Below are 21,513 nucleotides of genomic sequence, written 5' to 3'. Positions count from 1 at the left end.
GGCGAAACCGGCCGCCTCGGGCTGCAGTGGTCCAGGGCCGCGCCCAGGGTGGTTCTCTACCTGCTGCTGGCGGCCGGGGCGCTGCTGTTTCTGGCCCCCGTCTACGTGATGCTGGTGAATTCGTTCAAGCCGCTCGCGGAAATCCGCGGCGCCAGCCTGCTGGCGCTGCCGTCGGACTGGACCATCGACCCCTGGATCGCCGCCTGGGCCACGGCCAAGATCGGCGTGCAGGCCACCGGCCTGAGGCCGTATTTCGCCAATTCCTTTCTGCTGGTCATCCCCGCGGTGGCGCTGTCCACGCTGATCGGCGCGCTCAACGGCTACATCCTGACGCAGTTCCGCTTCCGGGGCGCGAACCTGATGTACGCGGCGCTGCTGTTCTCGGTGTTCATCCCGTTTCAGATCGTGTTGATTCCAATGGCCAAGACGCTGGGGTGGCTGGGTTTGGCCGGTACGGTCAAAGGACTGATTTTCGTCCATACCGTCTATGGCCTCGGCTTCACGACGCTATTCTTCCGCAACTATTACGCGGCCTTTCCGGTCGAGCTGATCAAGTCCGCGCGGATGGACGGCGCCGGTTTTTTCGGCGTGCTGCGCCACGTCCTGCTGCCCAACAGCGCGCCCATCGTCATCGTCACCGTGATCTGGCAATTCACCAGCATCTGGAACGAGTTCCTGTTCGGCGCGTCGTTCAGCGACTTCAGCTCGTTTCCGCTGACGGTGGGGCTGAACAACCTCGTCAACAGCAGCACCGGCGTCAAGGAATACAACGTGCATTTCGCCGGCGCGTTCATCGCCGCCTTGCCGACGCTGGTGGTCTACGTGGTGTCGGGCAAGTACTTCGTCCGCGGCCTGATGGCCGGCTCGGTCAAGGGCTGAGGCCGGCGCGTCCACTCGGAGAATTCGCATGGCCTCCCTAGACATCGTCAACGTGCACAAGCGCTACGGCTCGGTCGATATCCTGCAGGACATCTCCATCGACATCCAGGACGGCGAATTCCTGGTGCTGGTCGGCCCGTCCGGCTGCGGCAAGAGCACGCTGATGAACATCATCGCGGGCCTGGAGCCGCCGACGCAGGGCGTCTTGCGGCTGGACGGCCAGGACATCACGCAGGCCACGCCGGCCGAGCGCAACATCTCGATGGTGTTCCAGTCCTATGCCCTGTATCCCCACATGACGGTGGCGCAGAACATCGAGTTTCCGCTGCGCATGCGCAAGGTGGAGAAATCGGTCCGCGCCGAGCGGGTGCGGGCGGTGTCCAGGCTGCTGCAGATCGAACATCTGCTGGCGCGCAAGCCCAGGCAGCTGTCGGGCGGGCAGCGCCAGCGGGTCGCCATCGGCCGGGCGCTGGCGCGCGAACCGCGGCTGTATCTGCTGGACGAGCCGCTGTCGAACCTGGACGCGCAACTGCGCGCGGACATGCGCACCGAGATCAAGCGCCTGCACCAGCGCCTGCAGGCGACCATCGTCTACGTCACCCACGACCAGATCGAGGCCATGACGCTGGCCACGCGCATCGCGGTCATGAACGGCGGCGTATTGCAGCAGCTGGGCACGCCCGACGACGTCTACTACCGTCCCGCGAACACCTTCGTGGCGCGCTTCGTGGGCGCGCCGCGGATGAACCTGATCCGCGCCAGGGTGGCGCTGCACGCGGGGCAGGCGCGCCTGGAGTTCGCCGATGGCGCCCGGCCGTTCAGCCTGCCGGCGCCGGCCTGCGCCGCCCTGCGCGCCTATGAAGGGGCCGAGGTCATCGCCGGCATACGTCCCGAAGCGGTCAGGCTGGCCGATCCCCAGGATGCGGCGGAAGACGGCGCGATAGACGCCGGCGTCGACGTGGTCGAACCGACCGGCGCCGACACCCTGGTCTCGCTGGACCTGGGGGGAGGCGGGTTCACCGCCAGGCTGGCGCCGGACGTGCGGCTGGCGTCGGGGCTGCGCGCCCGCTTCCGGATCGACACGTCCCGGCTCATCTGTTTCGATGGGCGCACCGAGACGAGGATAGGGTGATGGCCGCGCACGAATACGTCGATGTGCTGATCATCGGGTCCGGCGTGGGCGGCGGCGCGGTGGCGTATCAGCTCGCCGGCAGCGGCGCCCGCGTGCTCATCGTCGAGCGCGGGCCGGAACTGCCGCGCGAGCCTCAGAACGCGGACCCGGAGGCCGTCTTCGTGGACCTGCGCTACCGCAGCCCCGAAATCTGGACCAGCGGGCAGCGACGCTTCCGGCCGGGCCAATACTATTTCGTCGGCGGCCATACCAAGTTCTATGGCGCGGCCATGTTCCGGTTCCGCGAACGCGATTTCGAGGCGCGCGAACTCGAGGACGGCGTCACGCCGGCCTGGCCGATCCGCTATGCGGACCTGGAGCCGTGGTACGAGCGGGCCGAGGCCCTGTTCGGCGTGCGCGGCCTGGCGGGCGTCGATCCCACCGAGCCGCCGCGCCGCGCGCCCTACACGCATCCGCCCATTCCGCACGAGCCGGTGATCGCCGCGATCGAGGCGCGGCTGCGGCAGCAGGGGCTGCGGCCCTTTCCCATGCCGGCCGCGGTCGACTATGGCGGGCTGTGCCGGCGTTGCGGAACCTGCGATGCGTTTCCATGCCGGTTCGACGCCAAGGGCGATGCCGAGCGCTGCCTGCTGCGCCCGGCGCTGCGCCAGCCCAATGTGGCGCTGCGGCCGCAGACGTTGGTGGAGCGGCTGCTGACGGACGCGAGCGGCCGGCGCATCGAGGCGGCCGAAGTGCTGGAGCACGGCCAGCGCAAGCGCATCGCCGCCGGCCTGTTCGTGCTCAGCGCCGGCGCGGTCAATTCGGCGGCGCTGCTGCTGCGCTCGGCCAACGCCCGGCGGCCGCTGGGGCTGGCCAATGCCAGCGACGTGGTGGGCCGGCATTTCATGAATCACAACTGCACGGCCCTGATGGCGCTGCATCCCACGCGCAGGAACCCGACCCGGTTCCCCAAGACGCTGGCGCTCAACGACTATTACCAGGGCGGCCCGGGGCGCGCGGAGCCGCTGGGCAACCTGCAGTTCCTGGGCAATATTTCCGAACCCATCCTGCGCGGCGCGATGCCCGCATGGACGCCGATGGCGCTGCGCCGGTGGCTGGCCGCGCACAGCGTCGACTGGTACGTCATGTCCGAAGACCTGCCGCATCCGGACAGCACGGTGCGCCTGAACGGGGCGGGCGGGATCGAACTGCGCTGGCGCCGCACCAACATGGGCACGCACCGCCGATGGCGCCGCATCGCCGCCGGCATCATCCGGCGCTGCGGCTATCCGGTAGTGCTGTCCAAGCCGTTCGGCATGGACACGCCATCGCACCAGTGCGGCACGGTGCGGTTCGGCAGCGATCCGCGCACGTCCGCGCTGGACCCCTATTGCAAGGCCTGGGACCACGACAACCTGTACGTGGTCGACGCGAGCTTCTTTCCGTCCGCGGCCGCGCTCAATCCGGCCCTGACCATCGCCGCCCAGGCGTTGCGCGTGGGCCATCACCTGAGGGCCGTCCTGCAATGAGCGCCGCCCGCCCCATCGCCCTGGTCACCGGCGCCAGCCGCGGCATAGGCGCGGCCGTCGCCGCCGAACTGGCCGCGCAGGGCTTCGACCTGGCCCTCATGGCGCTGGACGCCGCGGACCAGACCGCGCGCGCGGTCCAGGCCGCGGGCGGCCGCGCCCTGGCGCTGCGCGCCGATCTGGCGGACATCGTCGCGCACGACGCCATGCTGGACCGGATCGAGGCCTGGGGCGGGACGCCGGCCTGCCTGGTCAACAACGCCGGCATGGGCTCGCCCAGCCGCGGCGATCTGCTGGACCTGCGTCCGCAGGCGTACGACGCGGTGCTCGACACCAATCTGCGCGGCACCTTCTTCCTGACGCAGGCGGTGGCGCGCCGCATGCTCGCCGGCAGGGCCGCGGGGCCGCGCAGCATCGTGACCGTGTCGTCGGTCAGCGCCGAACTCGCTTCCGTCGAGCGCGGCGAGTATTGCCTGTCCAAGGCGGGTCTGGGCATGTTGACCAAGCTGTTCGCGCTGCGCCTGGCCGCGCAGGGCATCGGCGTATTCGAGATCCGGCCCGGCGTGATCCGCACCGCCATGACCGCGGGCGTGGCCGACCGGTACGACCGGCTGATCGGCGAGGGCCTGGTGCCGATGGCGCGCTGGGGCGAGCCCCGCGACGTGGCGCATGCCGTCGCGGCGCTGGCCGGCGGGCGCCTGGCTTTCGCGACCGGTTCGGTGATCGCCGTGGACGGCGCGCTGTCGATTCCGAGGCTGTGAGCATGGAAACCTATGACTACATCATCGTCGGCGGCGGGTCCGCGGGATGCGTGCTGGCCAACCGCCTGAGCGTGGACCCCGGCATCAAGGTGCTGCTGATCGAGGCCGGCGGCCCCGACGGGCATCCGCTGTTCCATGTGCCGGCCGGCTTCGCCAAGATGACCCGCGGCATCGGCTCCTGGGGATGGCATACGGTGCCGCAGAAACACCTGGGCCAGCGCGTGCTGCGCTATACCCAGGCCAGGGTCCTCGGCGGCGGCTCGTCCATCAACGCCCAGCTCTATACGCGCGGCGCGCCGGCCGATTACGACGAATGGGTCAGCCGGGACGGCGCGGCCGGCTGGTCGTTCGCCGAGGTGCTGCCGTACTTCAGGCGATCCGAGAACAACCAGCGCTTCGCCAACGCGTTCCATGCCTATGGCGGGCCGCTGGGCGTGTCCAATCCGGCCAGCCCCCTGCCCATTTGCGAGGCCTTCTTCCAGGCGGGGCAGGAACTGGGCATACCTTTCAACCCGGACTTCAACGGCGCGACCCAGGAAGGGCTGGGCTACTACCAGCTGACCCAGCTCGCGGCCAGGCGCTCGTCGGCCGCCACCGGGTTCCTGGACCGGGAGGTCCGGGCCCGGGCGAACCTGGCCATCAGCCTGCGCACCCGCGCGCTGCGCGTCGTGATCGAAGGCGGGCGCGCCTGCGGCGTCGAGATCGCCGAATACGGCGCGCCCGTCACGCGCGTGGCGCGCGCGCAGCGCGAGGTCATCGTGGCCAGCGGCGCGATAGGCTCGCCCAAGCTGCTGATGCACTCGGGCATCGGCCCGGCCGACCATCTGCGCGCCGTCGGCATCGAAGTGCTGCACGACCTGCCGGGCGTGGGCGGCAATCTGCAGGACCACCTCGACCTCTTCACCATCGCCGAATGCACCGGCGACCACACCTACGACAAATGCAAGGCCTGGTCGCACGCGGCCTGGGCCGGCCTGCAGTACCTGCTGTGGAGAACGGGGCCGGCCGCCTCCAGCCTGTTCGAGACGGGCGGCTTCTGGTATGCGGACGCCGATGCGCGCGAGCGTTCCCCGGACATCCAGTTCCACCTGGGCCTGGGGTCGGGCCTGGAGGCGGGCATGGCCCCGCTGCGCGCCGCCGGCGTGACCCTGAACTCCGCCTACCTGCGGCCGCACTCGCGCGGCAGCGTGCGGCTGGCGGACAAGGACCCGGCCGCGGCGCCCTTGATCGACCCGGACTACTGGTCGGACCCACACGACCGCGACATGGCGCTCAAGGGCCTGCGCCTGGCCCGGGAAATCCTCGCGCAGCCGGCCCTGAGGCGCTACGTCAGGGCCGAGGTCCTGCCGGGGGCGGCGCTGAGGCGCGATGCGGATCTGGTCGAGTACGCCTGCGCCCATGCCAAGACCGACCATCATCCCGTGGGCACCTGCCGCATGGGACCGGCCGATCGCGCCGACAGCGTGGTGACGCCGGACCTGCGCCTGATCGGCCTGGACGGCCTGCGGGTGGCGGACGCGTCGGTCATGCCCAGCCTGCCGTCGTGCAACACCAACGCGCCGACCATCATGATCGCGGAGAAGGCGGCCGACCACATCCTTGGCCGCATCGCCGGCTGAACCCGACCAGGAGCCACGCATGGACATACGACTTCCCCAGCCGGACGGCAGCCTCCGGCGCTATCGCCTCAAGGCCCGGCCCATCCGGCCCGCGCTGCCTTTGCCGGCCTTCAACCGCACGGTCTACGCGGCCGCCCACGTGGTGATCGATCCGCTGGGCACGCCCGACCCGTGGGACGCGGCGCCCGCGCTGGACTGGGAGGCCACGCTGGCGTTTCGCGAGCACCTCTACCGGCTGGGCTTCAAGGTGGCCGAAGCCATGGACACCGCCCAGCGCGGCATGGGCCTGGACTGGCCGGGCGCCCGGACCCTGATCCAGCGCAGCCTGCGGCATGCGCGCACGGCGGGCGGCGACCTGGCCTGCGGGGCGGGAACCGACCAGCTGGACGCGGCGCGCGTGGCCACGCTGGCCGAGGTGGAGGCGGCCTACCGCGAGCAACTGGAGGTGATCGAGGCCGAAGGCGGGCGCGTGATCCTCATGGCCAGCCGGGCCCTGGCGCGCTGCGCTGGCGGGCCGGACGATTATCTGGCGCTGTACGGCAGGCTGTTGCGCGACGTTTCCCGGCCGGTCATCCTGCACTGGCTGGGCGAGATGTTCGATCCGGCGCTGCAGGGCTACTGGGGGTCGGGCGACCGGGAACGGGCCCTGGACACCGTGGCCGCCCTGATCCGCGACAACGCGGCCAAGGTGGACGGCATCAAGCTGTCGCTGCTGGACGCCCACTGGGAGCGCGAACTGCGCGCCAGGCTGCCCGCCGGCGTGAAGATGTACACCGGGGACGATTTCAATTACGCGGAATTGATCGCCGGAGACGACACGGGCCATTCGCATGGCCTGCTGGGCATCTTCGATCCCATCGCGGCGGTCGCGGCGGCGGCGCTGGCCGAGCTGGCGGCCGGCGACATGGCCGGTTTCCGCCGCCTGCTGGACCCGACCGTGGCCTTGTCGCGCGAGATCTTCCGGGCGCCGACGCGGCACTACAAGGCGGGCATCGTGTTCCTGGCCTGGCTCAACGGCCAGCAGACGCACTTCTCGCTGGCGGCGGGGCTGCAGTCGGCGCGCGGCGCGGCCCATTACGCACGCGTGTTCGAACTGGCGGACCAGTGCGGCGTGCTGGCCGATCCCGAGCTTGCCGCGTCACGCCTGAAAAGCTACCTGGCCCTGTCTTGCGGCATCGAGGCCTAGGTTCAGTGGTCGAGCGCGTCGTGGGCGCGTTCGCGCATGTAGAACGCGGCGACCAGGCCCAGGGCCACGCCGAACATGACGTAGTAGGCCGGCGCCATCGGCGAGCCGGTGGTCTTGATCAGCCAGGTCACGATGAACTGGGCGAAGCCGCCGAAGATCATCACGGCCACGTTATAGGCCAGCGACAGGCCCACCGAACGCACGCGCGCCGGGAACAGCTCGGCCATGACCGTGCTGAACACGCCGAAGAAGGCCGACACGAACAGGCAGACCACCACCTGCACGGTCAGCAGGCGCGCGATCGAGGGCGCGTCCGACAGCCAGTGGTACAGCGGGTACAGCACCAGCAGGTAGCCGATCAGCGAGCCGATCACGATGGGACGGCGGCCGACGCGGTCGGACCAGGCGCCCATGAACGGCGTGAGCAGCACCATCAGCGCCGCGCCCGCCATCTGCACCAGGAAGGTCTGGTTCAGCGGCAGTTTCAGGATCTGGGTGGAGTAGGTCACCAGGTAGGTGAAGGTGATGTAGATGGAAACCGTGGCGGTCACCACCAGGCCCACGCCGATCAGGGTTTCGCGGGTATGCGTCTTCAGCATCTGGCCCAGGGTCAGGCGCTGCACGTCGCCGCGCGCGGCGGCCTGGCGCTCTTCTTCCTTGATCTGCTTGAAGGCGTCGGTTTCGTCGACGTTGCGGCGGATATAGATGGCGATCGGCACGATGACCAGGCCGAAGGCGAAGGGCAGGCGCCAGGCCCAGTCGGCGATCTGCTCGGGCGTGAAGAACTCGGTGATGAGCGTGCCGCAGGCCGCGCCGATCAGCAGCGCCAGCATCTGGCCGGCCATCTGCCACGAGCCGTAGAAGCCGCGGCGGCCGTTGGGCGCCATTTCGATCAGCAGCGCCGTCGACGTGCCGAACTCGCCGCCCGCCGAGAAGCCCTGCAGCAGGCGCGCGATCAGGATGAAGATCGGCGCCAGGATGCCGGCGGCATGGTAGGTGGGGGCGACGGTGATCAGCGCGATGGACACGGCCATCAGCGAGGTGACCAGCACCATGGCCGCCTTGCGGCCCTTCTTGTCGCCGTACAGGCCCAGGATGATGCCGCCCACCGGACGCATGAAGAAACCGACGCCGAAAATGGCCGTGGTCATCAGGATGGCGTTGAGCTCGCTGCCGGGCACGCTCGGGTCGGTGGGGAAAAAGAGCTTCGAGATGATCGGCGTCATGAAGGCGAACACCAGGAAGTCATACCATTCCAGGGCGTTGCCGATTACCGCCGCCACGATGTTGCGCGTGGGAACTGCCTTGTGCTGCACGATGTCTCCTCAGGGGGATGTTTGCTGATTCCGGGCGACATTCTAGTGCCCTGTCCGGCCGGCGCCTCCGGACGGGGGCCGAGACGCGCGCGCCGGCTGGCTTTACACTTCTCTTTTTCCCCCACGAGAGTAGTGACATGAACGCGCGCACCTGGCTGGAAACGCTGGTCGGTTTCGACACCACCAGCCGCAATTCCAATCTTGCCCTGATCGAAACCGTCCGCGATTGGCTCAAGGGCCAGGGCGTCGACGCGTGGCTGGCGCACAATCCGGAGCGCACCAAGGCCAACCTGTTCGCCACCCTGCCGGCGCAGGACGGCGGCCAGCAGGGCGGCATCGTGCTGTCGGGCCACACCGACGTGGTGCCGGTCGACGGCCAGGACTGGAGCACCGATCCGTTCAAGCTGGTGGAAAAGGACGGCCTGCTGTATGGCCGCGGCGCCTGCGACATGAAGGGCTTCATCGCCGGCTCGCTGGCGCTGGTGCCGGAATTCCTGGCCATGCCGCGCAAGAAGCCGATCCACCTGGCCTTTTCCTATGACGAGGAAGTCGGCTGCGCGGGCGCGCCCTACATGCTGGCCGACCTGCACGACCGCGGCATCCGGCCGGAAGGCTGCGTGGTGGGCGAGCCCACCGGCATGCAGGTGGTGGTGGCGCACAAGGGCATCAACCTGTTTCGCTGCAAGGTGCACGGCAAGGCGGCGCACTCGTCGCTGACCCCGCGCGGCTGTAACGCCATCGAATACGCCGCCCGCCTGATCTGCCGCATCCGCGACTTGGCCGACAGCTTCAAGGCCCAGGGTCCGTACGACCAGTTCTACGACGTGCCGTTCTCCACCATGACCACCAACCAGATCCAGGGCGGCATCGCGGTCAACACCATTCCCGAATCCTGCGAGTTCAGCTATGAATTCCGCAACCTGCCGGGCATGCAGCCGGACGCCATCCAGGCCGAGGTCGAGAAATACGTGCGCGAGGAACTGCTGCCGCGCATGAAGGCCGAGTTCGAGGGCGCCAGCATCGAGATCGAGACCGGCGCGGCCGCCCCGGCGCTGGAAGCCTCGGAAGAGGCCGCCATCACCCAGCTGGTGCGCGCCCTGACCGAAGACCGCGCCACGCGCAAGGTGGCCTACGGCACCGAGGCCGGCCTGTTCCAGGGCATTGGCATCCCGACGGTGGTCTGCGGCCCCGGCCACATCGAACAGGCCCACAAGCCCGACGAATACGTGGCGCTGGACCAGCTCGCGTCCTGCGAAACCTTCCTGCGCCGCCTCGGGCAGTCGCTCTGACGCCGCCGCGGCGGTTTCCAGGCCCGGGCGCGGCCGCGCCCGGGCGGCTGCCGCGTCAGGTAAAATGCCGGGTTGCAAACTGGATTTGCGGCCGGTAATGGCCTGCCGCGATGCCGGGGGAGATGCTAGTTGAAACCTTACGACTTTCCGGATGCCCAGGGCCATTTCGGCCCCTACGGCGGCGTTTTCGTGGCGGAAACGCTGATGCACGCGCTCGACGAGCTGCGCGCGGCCTACGACCGTTATCGTGTCGACCCCGCCTTCCTGGAAGAGTTCAATTATGAACTCAAGCATTTCGTCGGCCGGCCCAGCCCGGTCTACCATGCCCGCCGCTGGTCCGAACAGCTGGGCGGCGCCCAGATCTGGTTCAAGCGCGAAGACCTGAACCACACCGGCGCCCACAAGGTGAACAACTGCATCGGCCAGGCCCTGCTGGCCAAGCGCATGGGCAAGCCGCGCGTCATCGCCGAGACCGGCGCCGGCCAGCACGGCGTGGCCACGGCCACGGTGGCGGCCCGCTACGGCATGGAATGCGTGGTCTACATGGGCAGCGAAGACGTGCGCCGCCAGGCCTCCAACGTCTACCGCATGAAGCTGCTGGGCGCCACGGTGGTGCCGGTCACGTCGGGCTCGCGCACCCTCAAGGACGCGCTCAACGAAGCCATGCGCGACTGGGTCACCAACATCGAGAACACGTTCTACATCATCGGCACGGTGGCCGGGCCCGATCCGTACCCCCGCATGGTGCGCGATTTCCAGACCGTGATCGGCAACGAATGCCTGACCCAGATGCCCGAAGCCATCGGCCGCCAGCCCGACTACGTCGTGGCGGCGGTGGGCGGCGGCTCCAACGCCATGGGCATCTTCCATCCCTACATCCCGTACGAAAACGTGCGCCTGATCGGCGTCGAGGCGGCGGGCGAGGGCATGGACACCGGGCGTCACGCCGCCTCGCTGGCGGCCGGCCACGTGGGCGTGCTGCACGGCAACCGCACCTACGTCATGCAGGACGCAGACGGCCAGGTGCAGGAAACCCATTCCGTCTCGGCCGGCCTGGACTATCCCGGCGTCGGCCCCGAGCATGCCTGGCTGAAGGACTCCGGCCGCGCCGAATACGTGGGCATCACCGACGACGAGGCCCTCAAGGCTTTCCACGACTGCTGCCGGATCGAAGGCATCATGCCGGCGCTGGAGTCCTCGCACGCCATCGCCCAGGCGGTGAAAATGGCGCCCACGCTGGGCCGTGACGCCGTCATCCTGGTCAATTTGTCGGGCCGTGGCGACAAAGACATGCATACCGTCGCCGAGAAGGCCGGTATCGAGCTGTAAGGGTTCCGACCATGGCAACTCGCAACGACCGCATCGCCGCCGCCTTCGCGCGCACCGCCGAATCCGGCCGCGCCGCGGCGCTGATCCCGTACATCGCCGCGGGCGATCCCTCGCCGGCGGCCACGGTGCCCCTGATGCACGCGCTGGTCGAGGCCGGCGCCGACGTCATCGAGCTGGGCGTGCCGTTCTCGGACCCCATGGCCGACGGCCCCGTCATCCAGCGCGCTGCCGACCGCGCCATCGCGCAGGGCGTGGGCCTGGCCCGCGTGCTGGAAATGGTGGCCGAGTTCCGCCAGCGCGACGCCGACACCCCGGTGGTGCTGATGGGCTACGCCAACCCGATCGAACGCATGGGCCAGGACCGCTTCGCGCAGGACGCCGCCCGCGCCGGCGTGGACGGCGTGCTGGTGGTGGACTATCCGCCCGAGGAAGTGGTGGAGTTCGCCGCCACGCTGGGGCAGCAGGGCATCGCGCCGATCTTCCTGCTGGCGCCCACCTCCACCGAGGAACGCATCAAGGCCGTGGCCCAGGTGGCCCGCGGGTACGTCTATTACGTGTCGCTCAAGGGCGTTACCGGCGCCGGCTCGCTCAACACCGATGACGTGGCCGAGCGCGTGGCCCTGATCCGCCGCCACGTGCGCGACATCCCGGTCGGCGTGGGCTTCGGCATCCGCGACGCCGAGAGCGCCCAGCGCGTGGCGCGCGCCGCCGACGCGGTGGTCATCGGCAGCAAACTGATAGAAACCATGGAGCAGGCGGCGGCGGATGCCCCGGCTGCGCAAAAGAACGATGCCGCCGTCGCCGCCGCCAGCGGCTGGCTGCGCACGATCCGGCAGGCGCTGGATCAAGTGAAACGAGCAAACGCGTCGGCCTGACAGCGCGGGCGCGACCTCATACGGGATGAAAAATCAATGAGCTGGATCGAAAAACTCCTGCCTCCTCGCATCAATAAAACCAGCGACAGCGGCGCCCGCCGCGTTCCCGAAGGCCTATGGGTGAAATGCCCGTCGTGCGAGTCGGTGCTGTACAGCGAAGACCTGGCGGCCAACCTGCACGTCTGCCCCAAGTGCGACCATCACATGCGCATCGGGGCCCGCGCCCGCATCGATTCGCTGCTCGACGTGGAAGGCCGGGTCGAGATCGGCCAGACCACGCGTTCGGTCGACTCGCTGAAGTTCAAGGACACGCGCAAGTATCCCGAGCGCCTCCAGGAAGCGGTCAAGCAGACCGGCGAAAGCGACGCGCTGGTGGTCATGAGCGGCTCGATTCGCGGCGTGCCGGCGACGCTGGCCTGCTTCGAATTCGAATTCATGGGCGGCTCGATGGGCTCGGTGGTGGGCGAGCGCTTCGCGCGCGGCGCCCAGGCCGCCCTGGACAACAAGACCTCCTTCATCTGCGTGGCCGCCTCGGGCGGCGCGCGCATGCAGGAAAGCCTGCTGTCGCTGATGCAGATGGCCAAGACCAACGCCATGCTGACCCGCCTGTCGGCGGCCGGGCTGCCCTTCATCAGCGTGCTGACCGACCCCACCATGGGCGGCGTGTCGGCCAGCTTCGCCTTCATGGGCGACGTGGTCATCGCCGAACCCAAGGCGCTGATCGGCTTTGCCGGCCCGCGCGTGATCGAGCAGACCGTGCGCGAAAAACTGCCGGAAGGCTTCCAGCGCGCCGAATTCCTGCTGCAGAAGGGCGCCATCGACATGGTCGTGGACCGCCGCCAGCTGCGCGAGGAAATCGCGCGCCTGCTGGCGCTGCTGACCAACCAGCCGGCCGACGTGGTCACCGCCTGAAGCGCGCGAGCGCTCAAGCCAGATGCCGCCGGCGCCCCAGGGCGCCGGCGGCTTTTTGCATTCAGGACGGGCACGCCGCTTGCTGAGCGGCTAGCCGTTTTTGCGGAACAGTGTTTTCCATTCGCGATGTTGCCGCCGAGCGACAAAAATTACACGGTTTGGTCTGGTTTTTGCTATGTTGCAACCTAGAGTTGAAATAGACGGAGTTATTCCAATGCAGTCCACCAAGAACAAGATGCTTGCAGGCCTGGCCGGACTGGCCCTGGCGGCCACCGCGACCTTCGCGAATGCTCAATCGTCCGAAGGCACCCAGGGCGGAGTGAGCATGCATTACGGCATTGGAGACCATTACCAGCGCCTGACCCTCAACTACGAAACGCCTTCGGTCTGGACCCACCAGTTCGGCGGCAACTGGGGCCGCCTGGACCTGACGCCGGAATTCGGCGCCTCGTACTGGTGGGCCGACGGCTCGCGCTCGCCGGGCCACGTGTGGCAGTTCAACGCCATCCCGATGTTCCGCTGGTGGACCGGCGAACGCTTCTACATCGAAGCCGGCATCGGCGCCACGCTGTTTTCCAGCACCCGCTTCGCCGACGAGAACATCAGCACGGCCTTCCAGTTCGGCGACCACGTCGGCCTGGGCTTCCTGCTGACGCCGAACAACCGCATCGGCCTGCGCTATTCGCACTTCTCGAACGCCAGCATCAAGCGCCCGAACCCGGGCCTGGACGTGGTGCAGCTGACCTACACCTACCAGTTCTGAGCGGTAAGCGCTTCTCGAAAAATCCACCCGGCCGGGTGGATTTTTTTTGCCTGCGCGCGGCGCTGAAACCATAAAAATATTGTGCTTTGAAGGCGCATCCAGATGCTTGTACCGATGGGGTGCGATGGCCACAATGGCCTGGCATCGTCCGCCTCGACGCGGGCGGCCAACGGAGACAAAACCATGAAAAAACCCTGTACGACCGCGCGCCGGATGGCGCGCGGGCTCGGCGTCGTCGGCCTGGCCGCGGCGCTGCTGGGCGCCTCGGGCGCCGCGCTGGCCGAGGCGTTTCCCAGCAAGCCCTTGCGGATGGTGGTGGGCTTCGCACCCGGCGGCGGCGCCGACATCGTGGCGCGCCTGATCGGCGCCAAAATGGCCGAGAACCTCGGGCAGCAGGTGGTGGTGGAGAACCGCGCCGGCGCCACCGGCACCATCGCCGCCGACAACGTGGCGCGTTCGCCGGCCGACGGCTATTCGCTGTTCCTGGGTTCGCAGTCCACCATGGTGGTCGCGCCCTCGCTGTTTCCGACGCTGCCGTTCAAGCCCGAGAAAGACTTCGCGCCGGTGTCGCAGGTGGTGACCATGCCCCTGATCCTGGTGGTCAATCCGGCCCTGGTCGACGTCGGCACGGCGCAGGAACTGGCCGACTACATCCGCAAGCGCGGCGACGCGGCGGTCAGCTACGCCTCGTCCGGCCAGGGCGGCCCGCAGCACATCGCCGGCGAGCTGTACGCGCACATGGTGGGCGCCAAGGTGACCCACGTGCCGTACAAGGGAGAATCGGCGGCCATCGCCGACGTGCTGGGCGGGCACGTGCCGTACATGTTCGCCAACCTGCCCGTGGCGCTGCCCCATATCGCCTCGGGCAAGCTGCGCCCGCTGGCCATCACCAGCCTGAAACGCGATCCCAAGGCCCCCGGCATCCCGACGCTGGCCGAGTCCGGCTTCAAGGACTTCGAGGTCTCGACCTGGTACGGCGTGTTCGCGCCGGCCGCCACGCCGCGGCCCGTGGTCGACAGGCTGTCGCAATCGATCCGCGCCGCGCTGGACCAGGGCGACACGCAGGCCCGGCTGAGCGAACAGGGCTTCACCGTGGTGGGCAGCGACGCCGAGGCCTTCAGCCGCTTCGTGGGCGCGGAACTGCCGCGCTGGTCCGTGGTGATCCGCGACATCGGCATCAAGCCGGAATAGCCGCCTGCAACCTTCCTCCATCCGAGACGACGACATGATAGAAATGAATGAAAAGCGCGCCGCGGGGCCGGTGATACGGCTGCACTCCGGCGACAACATCGTGGTGGCGCGCGTGCCCATCGCCATAGGCATGGCCGTGCCCTCCGAGGGCATCGTCAGCCGCAGCCAGATTCCGGCCGGGCACAAGATCGCGGCGCGCGACCTGCGCGCCGGCGAGCCCATCCTCAAGTACAACGTCTGCATCGGCTTCGCCGCGGCCGACATCCCGGCCGGCACCTACGTGCATGCCCACAACATGGCGTTCCGGGAGTTCGACCGCGACTACGCGCACGCGCGCGACTACGTGCCCACGCCGGTGCTGCCGGAGTCCGAACAGGCGACCTTCCAGGGCATCGTGCGCGCCAACGGCCAGGTGGCCACGCGCAACTTCATCGGCGTGATGGCGACGGTCAACTGCTCGGCCACGGTGGTGCATCGCATCGCCGAGGCCTTCACGCCCGAGCTGATGGCGGCCTATCCGAACGTGGACGGCGTGGTGGCGCTGAGCCACGGCATGGGCTGCGGCATGGAGATGTCGGGCGAGCCCATGGACCTGCTCAGGCGCACGATGGGCGGCTATGCCTGCCACGCCAACTTCGCGGCCGTGCTGATCGTGGGCCTGGGCTGCGAGCGCAACCAGCTCGACGCGCTGCTCAAGGACCAGGGGCTGGAGGCGGGCGCGCGCCTGAAGACCTTCATCATGCAGGAGACCGGCGGCACCCGCAAAACCATCGAGGCCGGCGTGGCCGCGCTGCGGGCCCTGCTGCCCGAGGCCAACGCGGTCGAGCGCCGGCCGGTGCCGGCGCGCCACCTGAAGGTGGGCCTGCAGTGCGGCGGATCGGACGGGTTTTCGTCGATCACCGCCAACCCGGCGCTGGGCGCGGCCATGGACATCCTGGTGCGCCACGGCGGCACCGCCATCCTGTCCGAAACGCCGGAGATCTATGGCGTGGAGCACACGCTGACCTCGCGCGCGCGCAGCCGCGAAGTCGGCGAGAAACTGGTGCAGCGCATCCGCTGGTGGAAGGAGGAATACTCGCCGGGGCGCGACGTGCAGATCAACGGCAAGGTCAGCCCCGGCAACCAGATGGGCGGGCTGGCCAACATCTTCGAGAAATCGCTGGGCTCCTCGATGAAGGGCGGCACCACCGGCCTGATGGAGGTGTACCGCTACGCCGAGCCGGTGCGCGAGCCGGGCATGGTGTTCATGGACACGCCGGGATTCGATCCGGTCTCGGCCACCGGCCAGATCGCGGGCGGGGCCAACATGATCTGCTTCACCACCGGCCGCGGTTCGATGTTCGGCGCCAAGCCCGTGCCGTCGATCAAGCTGGCCACCAACACGCCGATGTATGAACGGCTGACCGAAGACATGGACGTCAATTGCGGCGAAATCCTGGACGGCGCGGCCAGCATGCAGGAGATGGGCCAGCGCATCTTCGAGGAGATCCTGCGGGTGGCCTCGGGCGCGCGCAGCAAGAGCGAGCTGCTGGGGCTGGGCGACCACGAGTTCGTGCCCTGGAACATCGGCGTGGTCAGCTGAACGGGCGGGCGATCCGGCGGGAATCGCCCGCGGCCGGCGTTCAGGCGTCGGCCAGCGCGGCGGCGCCCGGCATGTCGAAGCCGTTTTCGTCCAGGGCGGCGCGCAGCGCCGCGGCCTGGCCGGCGTTCAGCTCCACCAGGGGCGGGCGCACCGTGGCCCAGGCGCCGTCGCCGGATTTCCAGGCGATGGCGGCCTTCATGGCGGGAATCATGGGGAATTGCTGGAACACGTTGCGGGTGGCGTTCAGCCCGGCCTGGCGCGCGTCGGCGTCGGCCTCCTGCCAGCGCTGCTGCAGCGCCACGATGGGGCCGGGATTGACGTTGCCGGTGGCCGTGATGCAGCCCACGCCGCCGGCGCGCAGGGTCTGCAGCAGAAAGGCCTCGCTGCCCGCATAGACCTGGAAGCCGCGCAGCGCGAAGCGCTCGATCATGGCCGCGGTGTTGTTCCAGTCGCCGCCGCTGTCCTTCACGCCGGCGACGATGCCGGGATAACGCGCCAGCAGGCGGTCGATCAGGTCCAGGCTCAGCGGCACCTGGCTCACGGGCGGGATGTGGTACAGGTACATGCGCAGCCTGTCGTCGCCCACGCCCTCGATCAGCTCGGCGTAATAGCGGAACAGGCCCTCGTCGCTCACGCCCTTGTAGTAGAAGGGCGGCAGCACCAGCACGCCCATGCTGCCGCTGCGCACCGCGTGCCGGGTCAGCTCGACCGCGTCGGGCAGGGCGCAGGCGCCGGTGCCGGGCATCAGGGCCTGCGGCTCCACGCCGGCATCCAGCAGCGCGTCCAGCAGCTCGTGTTTTTCCGCCAGCGACAGCGAGTTCGCCTCCGAATTGGTGCCGAAAATCGCCAGCCCGACCGATTGCTCGCGCAACCAGCGGCAGTGCTTCACATAGCGGCCCAGGGCCGGCCGGTAGCGTTCGTCGAACGGCGTCAGGACCGGAGAGAAAACGCCGGGAATGCGGGCTTGGGTCGTCATGGTCTGTACTCGTAGTCGGGGTTCGGGAAGGGCGCGCCGCGGCGGCGCGCCAGCAACACCTGATTCTGGCACCGATCCGGCCCATGAACATCTGCTGTTTAATTGCTTCAATCCATAAAATTGTTATGGTTTGCCGTAACGCAAACCGGCGGCCGGAAAAAGGGGGAGACCGTGGATACGCGATATGTGCAGAGCTTTGTGACGGTGGTCGAAAGCGGCTCGCTGGCCGAGGCGGCGCGGCGCCTGGACCTGACCCCGGCCGCCATCGCCGCGCGCGTGCGCACGCTGGAGGAGGAGCTGGGCGCGACGCTGATCAAGCGCGTGGGCCGCAGCGTCAAGGCGACCGAGGCGGGCCTGAAGGCGCTGGAGCGGGCCCGCGCCGTGCTGCGCGAGGTGCGCGACCTGCGCGCCAGCGCCGGCGACGACGCGCCGCTGGGCGAATTGCGCCTGGGCGTGTCGGCCTCGGCCCTGACCGGCACCATGCCCATCGTGCTGGCGCGCCTGTACCGGCGCATGCCGAAACTGGCCGTGTTCATGGAGCCGGGCACCTCCAAGCACCTGTACCACCGGGTGGTCAACGGCGACCTGGACGCCGCCTTCATCGTCAAGCCGCAGTTCAACCTGTCCAAGGGCTACGCGTGGCGGCTGGTCACCGAGGAGCCGCTGGTGGTGCTGGCGCCGCCGGACACCGCCAGCGACGACGCCCACGAACTGATGCGGACCCAGCCCTTCATCCGCTACGACCGCAATGTCTGGGGCGGCCGGCTGGCCGACCAGTATCTGCGCCAGCACGGCATCGCCCCGCGCGAGCGCCTGGAGGTCGACGGCCTGATGGGCATCGCCTGCATGGTCTCGGAAGGGCTGGGCGTGTCGCTGGTGCCCGACTGGGCGCCGGACTGGCTCGACAGCCGGCGCGTCAAGCGCGTGCCGCTGCCCGGACGCGCGCCGCTGCGCCGCATGGGCATTCTGTGGGCGCGTCACATGCCGCACTCGGCCCTGGCCGAAGCCTTCGTGGAAGAGGCCGCGCTGGCCCTGAACCTGCCTGACAGCGCGCCAGGGGAAGACTGAGCGGCACGCCAAATGAAAACGCCCCGGAAACTTGAATCTCCGGGGCGTTTGGCTGGGAGCCGGACGGCTTAGTGGCGCGTCTCGACCTGGACCAGCGGTTCGTTGGACACGGGCGCGACCGGCTTGCGCTCGCGGCCCAGGCGGACCGGCTTGTGCGCGGCCGCGATGCGCAGCTGCGTCTGGGCGTGGCGGTCCGGGTCGGTCTCGATCCATTGCAGGCCGGCGGCGTTGACCACTTCATGCAGAGCCTGGGCCTTGGCCGACGGCGCCGAGGCCGGCACCACGATGGGCTGCTGCGCGGCGGCTGCCGGCGCCGGGGCGGCTTCGGCCGGGGCCGGGGCTGCCGCGACCACCGGTTCGACGGCGGCGGCTTCCTCGGGCGCGGCGGGCGCCGCGGGCGCGGACACCACGCTGGCGGGCTGCACCGTCACCGGTTGCGTGGTCTGGACCGGTTCCTCGGCTTGCGGGGCGGTCTCGGCGGGCGCGGGGGCGGCGACTTCGGCGGCGACTTCCGTGGTCGCTTCGGCGGTCACTTCCGTGGTCGCTTCAGCGGTCACCTCGGTGCTTACCTCGGCAGCGGCTTCGGCGGCCGGGGCTTGCGCCTGAACCTGCGCCGGAGCCGGCTGGGCGGCCGGTTCGGACTCGGCGGCGGATTCGACGGCGGCGGCTTGCGGCTGTTCGCCGGCTTCCTCGTCGGCGCCTTCTTCGAGCTGCTCGTCGCCGGCGCTCACGCCTGCTTCTTCCTGGCTGCGGCGGCCGCGGCGGCTGCGGCGGCGGCGGCGCTTGCGCTCCGGATCGGCCGCGCCTTCGGCGCCTTCGGCGGCCGGCGCCGCGTCAGCGGCCTGCTCGGCCGTGGCGTCGGCGGCGGCTTCCTCGGCGGCCTGGACGGCCTGGGCCGCGGGCTGGCGGGTGTCGGGCAGGGCAGTGGCGACCGTCTGGGCCAGCGCGGCGACCATGCTTTCCTGTTCGCTCATCGGGGCGTCGGACTGGCCTTCCTCGCGGCGGTTGCGGCCGCGGCCGCGACGGCGGTTGCGGCCGGCGCCGGCGTCTTCACCGGCGGCCTGGTCGGCCTGCTCGGGGCGGCTGGAGGCCAGGGCCGCCTGCGTGGCCTGGGTGTCGCGCTCGGCGCGGGCTTCGTTGCGCTGGTGGCGCTCGCCGCGTTCCTGGCGCTCGCCTTCGGCGCGGCGGCCGCCGCGCACGTGGTGACGGCCGCCTTCGCCGCCCTCGGCGCCTTCGCCGCGCGCTTCATTGCGGCGGTTGCGGTTGCGGTCCGAACCGTGGCGCTCGCCGCGGCGTTCCTGGCCGTCATGGGCCGAGCGGCCCTTGCCGCGGCCGGAGGCGGCGCGCTTGGCGCTGTCTTCCTGGACGGCGGGGGCGGGCTTGGCGGTTTCGGCGTTGCCGGTCAGCCAGCCGACCAGGCGCTTGAACAGGCCGCCCAGGCCGCCGCCGGCGGGAGCGGGCGCGGCAGCGGCGGGCGCCGGAGCCGGGGTCGAAACGGGAGCGGGCTGCGAGGGCGTGATGCCCTTGACCAGCGCTTCCGGACGCGACTTGACTTCGTGCTCGCGCGGCTGCCAGGGGGCGTCCGTGGCCGGGGCCTCGACCAGCTCGAAGCTGGTCTTGAGCTCTTCCAGGCGCGGATCGTCGTGGCGCAGGCGCTCGATGTGGTGGTGCGGGGTCTCCAGGTGCTTGTTGGGGATCAGCAACAGGTTGACCTTGAGGCGGGCTTCCATCTTGGTGATGTCGGCGCGCTTTTCGTTCAGCAGGTAGGTGGCCACGTCCACCGGCACTTGCGCGTGCACGGCGGCGGTGTTTTCCTTCATGGCCTCTTCCTGCAGCAGGCGCAGCACGTGCAGGGCGCTGGATTCCGCGTCGCGGATCACGCCGGTGCCGTTGCAGCGCGGGCAGGTGATGTGCGAGCCTTCGTTCAGGGCCGGGCGCAGGCGCTGGCGCGACAGTTCCATCAGGCCGAAGCGCGAAATCTTGCCCATCTGGACGCGGGCGCGGTCGAAATGGAGCGCGTCGCGCAGGCGCTGTTCGACGGCGCGCTGGTTCTTGCTGTCCTCCATGTCGATGAAGTCGATGACGATCAGGCCGCCCAGGTCGCGCAGGCGCAGCTGGCGGGCCACTTCGTCGGCCGCTTCCGAGTTGGTGCGCAGCGCGGTTTCCTCGATGTCGGCGCCGCGGGTGGAGCGGGCCGAGTTGACGTCCACCGACACCAGCGCCTCGGTGTGGTCGATGACGATGGCGCCGCCCGAGGGCAGCTGCACCGTGCGCGAGTACGCCGTCTCGATCTGGTGTTCGATCTGGAAGCGGGAGAACAGCGGGATGTCGTCGCGGTAGCGTTTGACGCGCTGGACGTTGTCAGGCATCACCACGCTCATGAAGGCGGTGGCCTGGTCGGCGATCTCGTCGGTATCGATGAGGATTTCGCCGATTTCGGGGGAGAAGTAGTCGCGGATGGCCCGGATGACCAGGCTGGACTCGAGGTAGATCAGGATGGGCGCGGAGTTGTCGCGCGCGGCGCCGTCGATGGCGGTCCAGAGCTGCAATAGGTAGGACAAGTCCCACTGGAGTTCTTCGACGCTGCGGCCGATGCCGGCGGTGCGGGCGATGATGCTCATGCCCTGGGGCAGTTCGAGCTGCTCCATGGTGTCGCGCAGTTCCTGGCGGTCCTCGCCCTCGACGCGGCGCGAAACGCCGCCGCCGCGGGGGTTGTTGGGCATCAGGACCAGGTAGCGGCCGGCCAGCGAGATGAACGTGGTCAGGGCCGCGCCCTTGTTGCCGCGCTCTTCCTTCTCGACCTGGACGATCAGTTCCTGGCCTTCGCGCAGGGCGTCCTGGATGCGGGCGCTGCGCACGTCCACGCCTTCCTTGAAGTAGCTGCGGGCCACTTCCTTGAAGGGCAGGAAACCGTGACGGTCTTCACCGTAGTTGACGAAGCAGGCTTCGAGGCCGGGTTCGATCCGGGTAATGACACCTTTGTAGATATTGCCTTTGCGTTGTTCGCGGCCGGCAGTCTCGATGTCGAGGTCGATGAGTTTCTGCCCATCGACGATAGCGACGCGTAATTCTTCCTGGTGCGTCGCATTGAACAGCATGCGCTTCATGAGAGGGGTTCTCCGTTGTCATG

General features: G+C 69.3%; 17 protein-coding genes. 14 read left to right on the top strand and 3 right to left on the bottom strand.

Annotated elements, in window-relative coordinates; translation table 11 throughout:
- Positions 1 to 21 precede the first annotated feature (21 nt).
- Genes AC1M14_RS20575 through AC1M14_RS20550 form a run of 6 tightly spaced genes read left to right on the top strand, consistent with a single transcriptional unit; the run spans position 22 to position 7,082 of the window.
- On the top strand, positions 22 to 879 hold the full coding sequence (locus AC1M14_RS20575; protein ID WP_479731827.1) for a carbohydrate ABC transporter permease: 858 nt from the start codon (positions 22 to 24) through the stop codon (positions 877 to 879).
- A 28-nt stretch (positions 880 to 907) separates the two neighbouring features.
- Complete coding sequence (locus AC1M14_RS20570) at positions 908 to 2,011, top strand: ABC transporter ATP-binding protein (RefSeq protein ID WP_479730351.1); 1,104 nt, start codon at positions 908 to 910, stop codon at positions 2,009 to 2,011.
- Positions 2,011 to 3,519 (top strand): GMC oxidoreductase, encoded by a 1,509-nt coding sequence (locus AC1M14_RS20565; RefSeq protein ID WP_479730350.1) that lies wholly within the window; start codon positions 2,011 to 2,013, stop codon positions 3,517 to 3,519. Before AC1M14_RS20570 ends, AC1M14_RS20565 begins: the two co-directional genes overlap by 1 nt.
- Positions 3,516 to 4,277, top strand: a complete 762-nt coding sequence (locus tag AC1M14_RS20560; RefSeq protein WP_479730349.1) for a 3-ketoacyl-ACP reductase — start codon at positions 3,516 to 3,518, stop codon at positions 4,275 to 4,277. The genes AC1M14_RS20565 and AC1M14_RS20560 overlap by 4 nt, the downstream gene beginning before the upstream one ends.
- A gap of 2 nt (positions 4,278 to 4,279) precedes the next feature.
- Positions 4,280 to 5,896 (top strand): GMC family oxidoreductase, encoded by a 1,617-nt coding sequence (locus AC1M14_RS20555; RefSeq protein WP_479730348.1) that lies wholly within the window; start codon positions 4,280 to 4,282, stop codon positions 5,894 to 5,896.
- A 19-nt stretch (positions 5,897 to 5,915) separates the two neighbouring features.
- Positions 5,916 to 7,082, top strand: coding sequence for a dihydrodipicolinate synthase family protein (locus AC1M14_RS20550; protein ID WP_479730347.1), 1,167 nt, complete (start codon positions 5,916 to 5,918; stop codon positions 7,080 to 7,082).
- 2 nt (positions 7,083 to 7,084) lie between these two features.
- On the opposite strand, the gene AC1M14_RS20545 is transcribed toward AC1M14_RS20550, so the two are convergent.
- On the bottom strand, positions 7,085 to 8,398 hold the full coding sequence (locus AC1M14_RS20545) for an MFS transporter (RefSeq protein WP_102774398.1): 1,314 nt from the start codon (positions 8,396 to 8,398) through the stop codon (positions 7,085 to 7,087).
- 137 nt (positions 8,399 to 8,535) lie between these two features.
- Here AC1M14_RS20545 and argE point away from each other — a divergent pair, with 137 nt between their 5' ends.
- The 7 genes from argE to AC1M14_RS20510 all read left to right on the top strand — a co-directional run bounded on the left by argE (position 8,536) and on the right by AC1M14_RS20510 (position 16,339).
- Entirely contained in the window at positions 8,536 to 9,687 is a 1,152-nt protein-coding gene (gene argE / locus AC1M14_RS20540) for an acetylornithine deacetylase (protein WP_102774399.1), read from the top strand.
- A gap of 129 nt (positions 9,688 to 9,816) precedes the next feature.
- The gene (trpB, locus tag AC1M14_RS20535; protein WP_102774400.1) at positions 9,817 to 11,016 is read left to right on the top strand and encodes a tryptophan synthase subunit beta; all 1,200 of its coding nucleotides are present in this window, start codon (positions 9,817 to 9,819) and stop codon (positions 11,014 to 11,016) included.
- Between the two features lie 11 nt (positions 11,017 to 11,027).
- Complete coding sequence (gene trpA, locus AC1M14_RS20530; protein WP_111826578.1) at positions 11,028 to 11,891, top strand: tryptophan synthase subunit alpha; 864 nt, start codon at positions 11,028 to 11,030, stop codon at positions 11,889 to 11,891.
- A gap of 36 nt (positions 11,892 to 11,927) precedes the next feature.
- On the top strand, positions 11,928 to 12,803 hold the full coding sequence (gene accD, locus AC1M14_RS20525; RefSeq protein WP_102774402.1) for an acetyl-CoA carboxylase, carboxyltransferase subunit beta: 876 nt from the start codon (positions 11,928 to 11,930) through the stop codon (positions 12,801 to 12,803).
- A 214-nt stretch (positions 12,804 to 13,017) separates the two neighbouring features.
- Positions 13,018 to 13,566: an acyloxyacyl hydrolase gene (locus tag AC1M14_RS20520; RefSeq protein WP_102774403.1), complete on the top strand. Its 549-nt coding sequence runs from the start codon at positions 13,018 to 13,020 to the stop codon at positions 13,564 to 13,566.
- Between the two features lie 183 nt (positions 13,567 to 13,749).
- Positions 13,750 to 14,757 carry a Bug family tripartite tricarboxylate transporter substrate binding protein gene (locus AC1M14_RS20515; RefSeq protein ID WP_479730346.1) on the top strand — a complete coding sequence of 336 codons (1,008 nt, stop codon included), beginning with the start codon at positions 13,750 to 13,752 and terminating at the stop codon, positions 14,755 to 14,757.
- A gap of 34 nt (positions 14,758 to 14,791) precedes the next feature.
- A complete protein-coding gene (locus AC1M14_RS20510; RefSeq protein ID WP_209164995.1) occupies positions 14,792 to 16,339 on the top strand; it encodes an altronate dehydratase family protein in 1,548 nt (515 codons plus the stop codon).
- 40 nt (positions 16,340 to 16,379) lie between these two features.
- Here AC1M14_RS20510 and AC1M14_RS20505 read toward each other — a convergent pair whose 3' ends face one another.
- Positions 16,380 to 17,315 (bottom strand): dihydrodipicolinate synthase family protein, encoded by a 936-nt coding sequence (locus AC1M14_RS20505; protein ID WP_479730345.1) that lies wholly within the window; start codon positions 17,313 to 17,315, stop codon positions 16,380 to 16,382.
- 171 nt (positions 17,316 to 17,486) lie between these two features.
- Between AC1M14_RS20505 and AC1M14_RS20500 the strand changes: the two genes are divergently transcribed.
- Entirely contained in the window at positions 17,487 to 18,383 is an 897-nt protein-coding gene (locus AC1M14_RS20500) for a LysR family transcriptional regulator (protein WP_102774407.1), read from the top strand.
- 68 nt (positions 18,384 to 18,451) lie between these two features.
- Here AC1M14_RS20500 and AC1M14_RS20495 read toward each other — a convergent pair whose 3' ends face one another.
- On the bottom strand, positions 18,452 to 21,490 hold the full coding sequence (locus tag AC1M14_RS20495) for an Rne/Rng family ribonuclease (RefSeq protein WP_479730344.1): 3,039 nt from the start codon (positions 21,488 to 21,490) through the stop codon (positions 18,452 to 18,454).
- Positions 21,491 to 21,513 lie beyond the last annotated feature (23 nt).

It is taken from the genome of Achromobacter sp. SX5, from assembly GCF_056711425.1.
This window is presented reverse-complemented; position numbering and strand designations above follow the sequence as displayed.

Coding starts and splice junctions, on each gene's coding strand:
- AC1M14_RS20550 (WP_479730347.1), top strand. CDS start 5,916: ATGGACATACGACTTCCCCAGCCGGACGGCAGCCTCCGGCGCTATCGC.
- AC1M14_RS20505 (WP_479730345.1), bottom strand. CDS start 17,315: ATGACGACCCAAGCCCGCATTCCCGGCGTTTTCTCTCCGGTCCTGACG.
- argE (WP_102774399.1), top strand. CDS start 8,536: ATGAACGCGCGCACCTGGCTGGAAACGCTGGTCGGTTTCGACACCACC.
- AC1M14_RS20520 (WP_102774403.1), top strand. CDS start 13,018: ATGCAGTCCACCAAGAACAAGATGCTTGCAGGCCTGGCCGGACTGGCC.
- AC1M14_RS20565 (WP_479730350.1), top strand. CDS start 2,011: ATGGCCGCGCACGAATACGTCGATGTGCTGATCATCGGGTCCGGCGTG.
- accD (WP_102774402.1), top strand. CDS start 11,928: ATGAGCTGGATCGAAAAACTCCTGCCTCCTCGCATCAATAAAACCAGC.
- AC1M14_RS20555 (WP_479730348.1), top strand. CDS start 4,280: ATGGAAACCTATGACTACATCATCGTCGGCGGCGGGTCCGCGGGATGC.
- AC1M14_RS20560 (WP_479730349.1), top strand. CDS start 3,516: ATGAGCGCCGCCCGCCCCATCGCCCTGGTCACCGGCGCCAGCCGCGGC.
- trpA (WP_111826578.1), top strand. CDS start 11,028: ATGGCAACTCGCAACGACCGCATCGCCGCCGCCTTCGCGCGCACCGCC.
- AC1M14_RS20510 (WP_209164995.1), top strand. CDS start 14,792: ATGATAGAAATGAATGAAAAGCGCGCCGCGGGGCCGGTGATACGGCTG.
- AC1M14_RS20495 (WP_479730344.1), bottom strand. CDS start 21,490: ATGAAGCGCATGCTGTTCAATGCGACGCACCAGGAAGAATTACGCGTC.
- AC1M14_RS20570 (WP_479730351.1), top strand. CDS start 908: ATGGCCTCCCTAGACATCGTCAACGTGCACAAGCGCTACGGCTCGGTC.
- AC1M14_RS20515 (WP_479730346.1), top strand. CDS start 13,750: ATGAAAAAACCCTGTACGACCGCGCGCCGGATGGCGCGCGGGCTCGGC.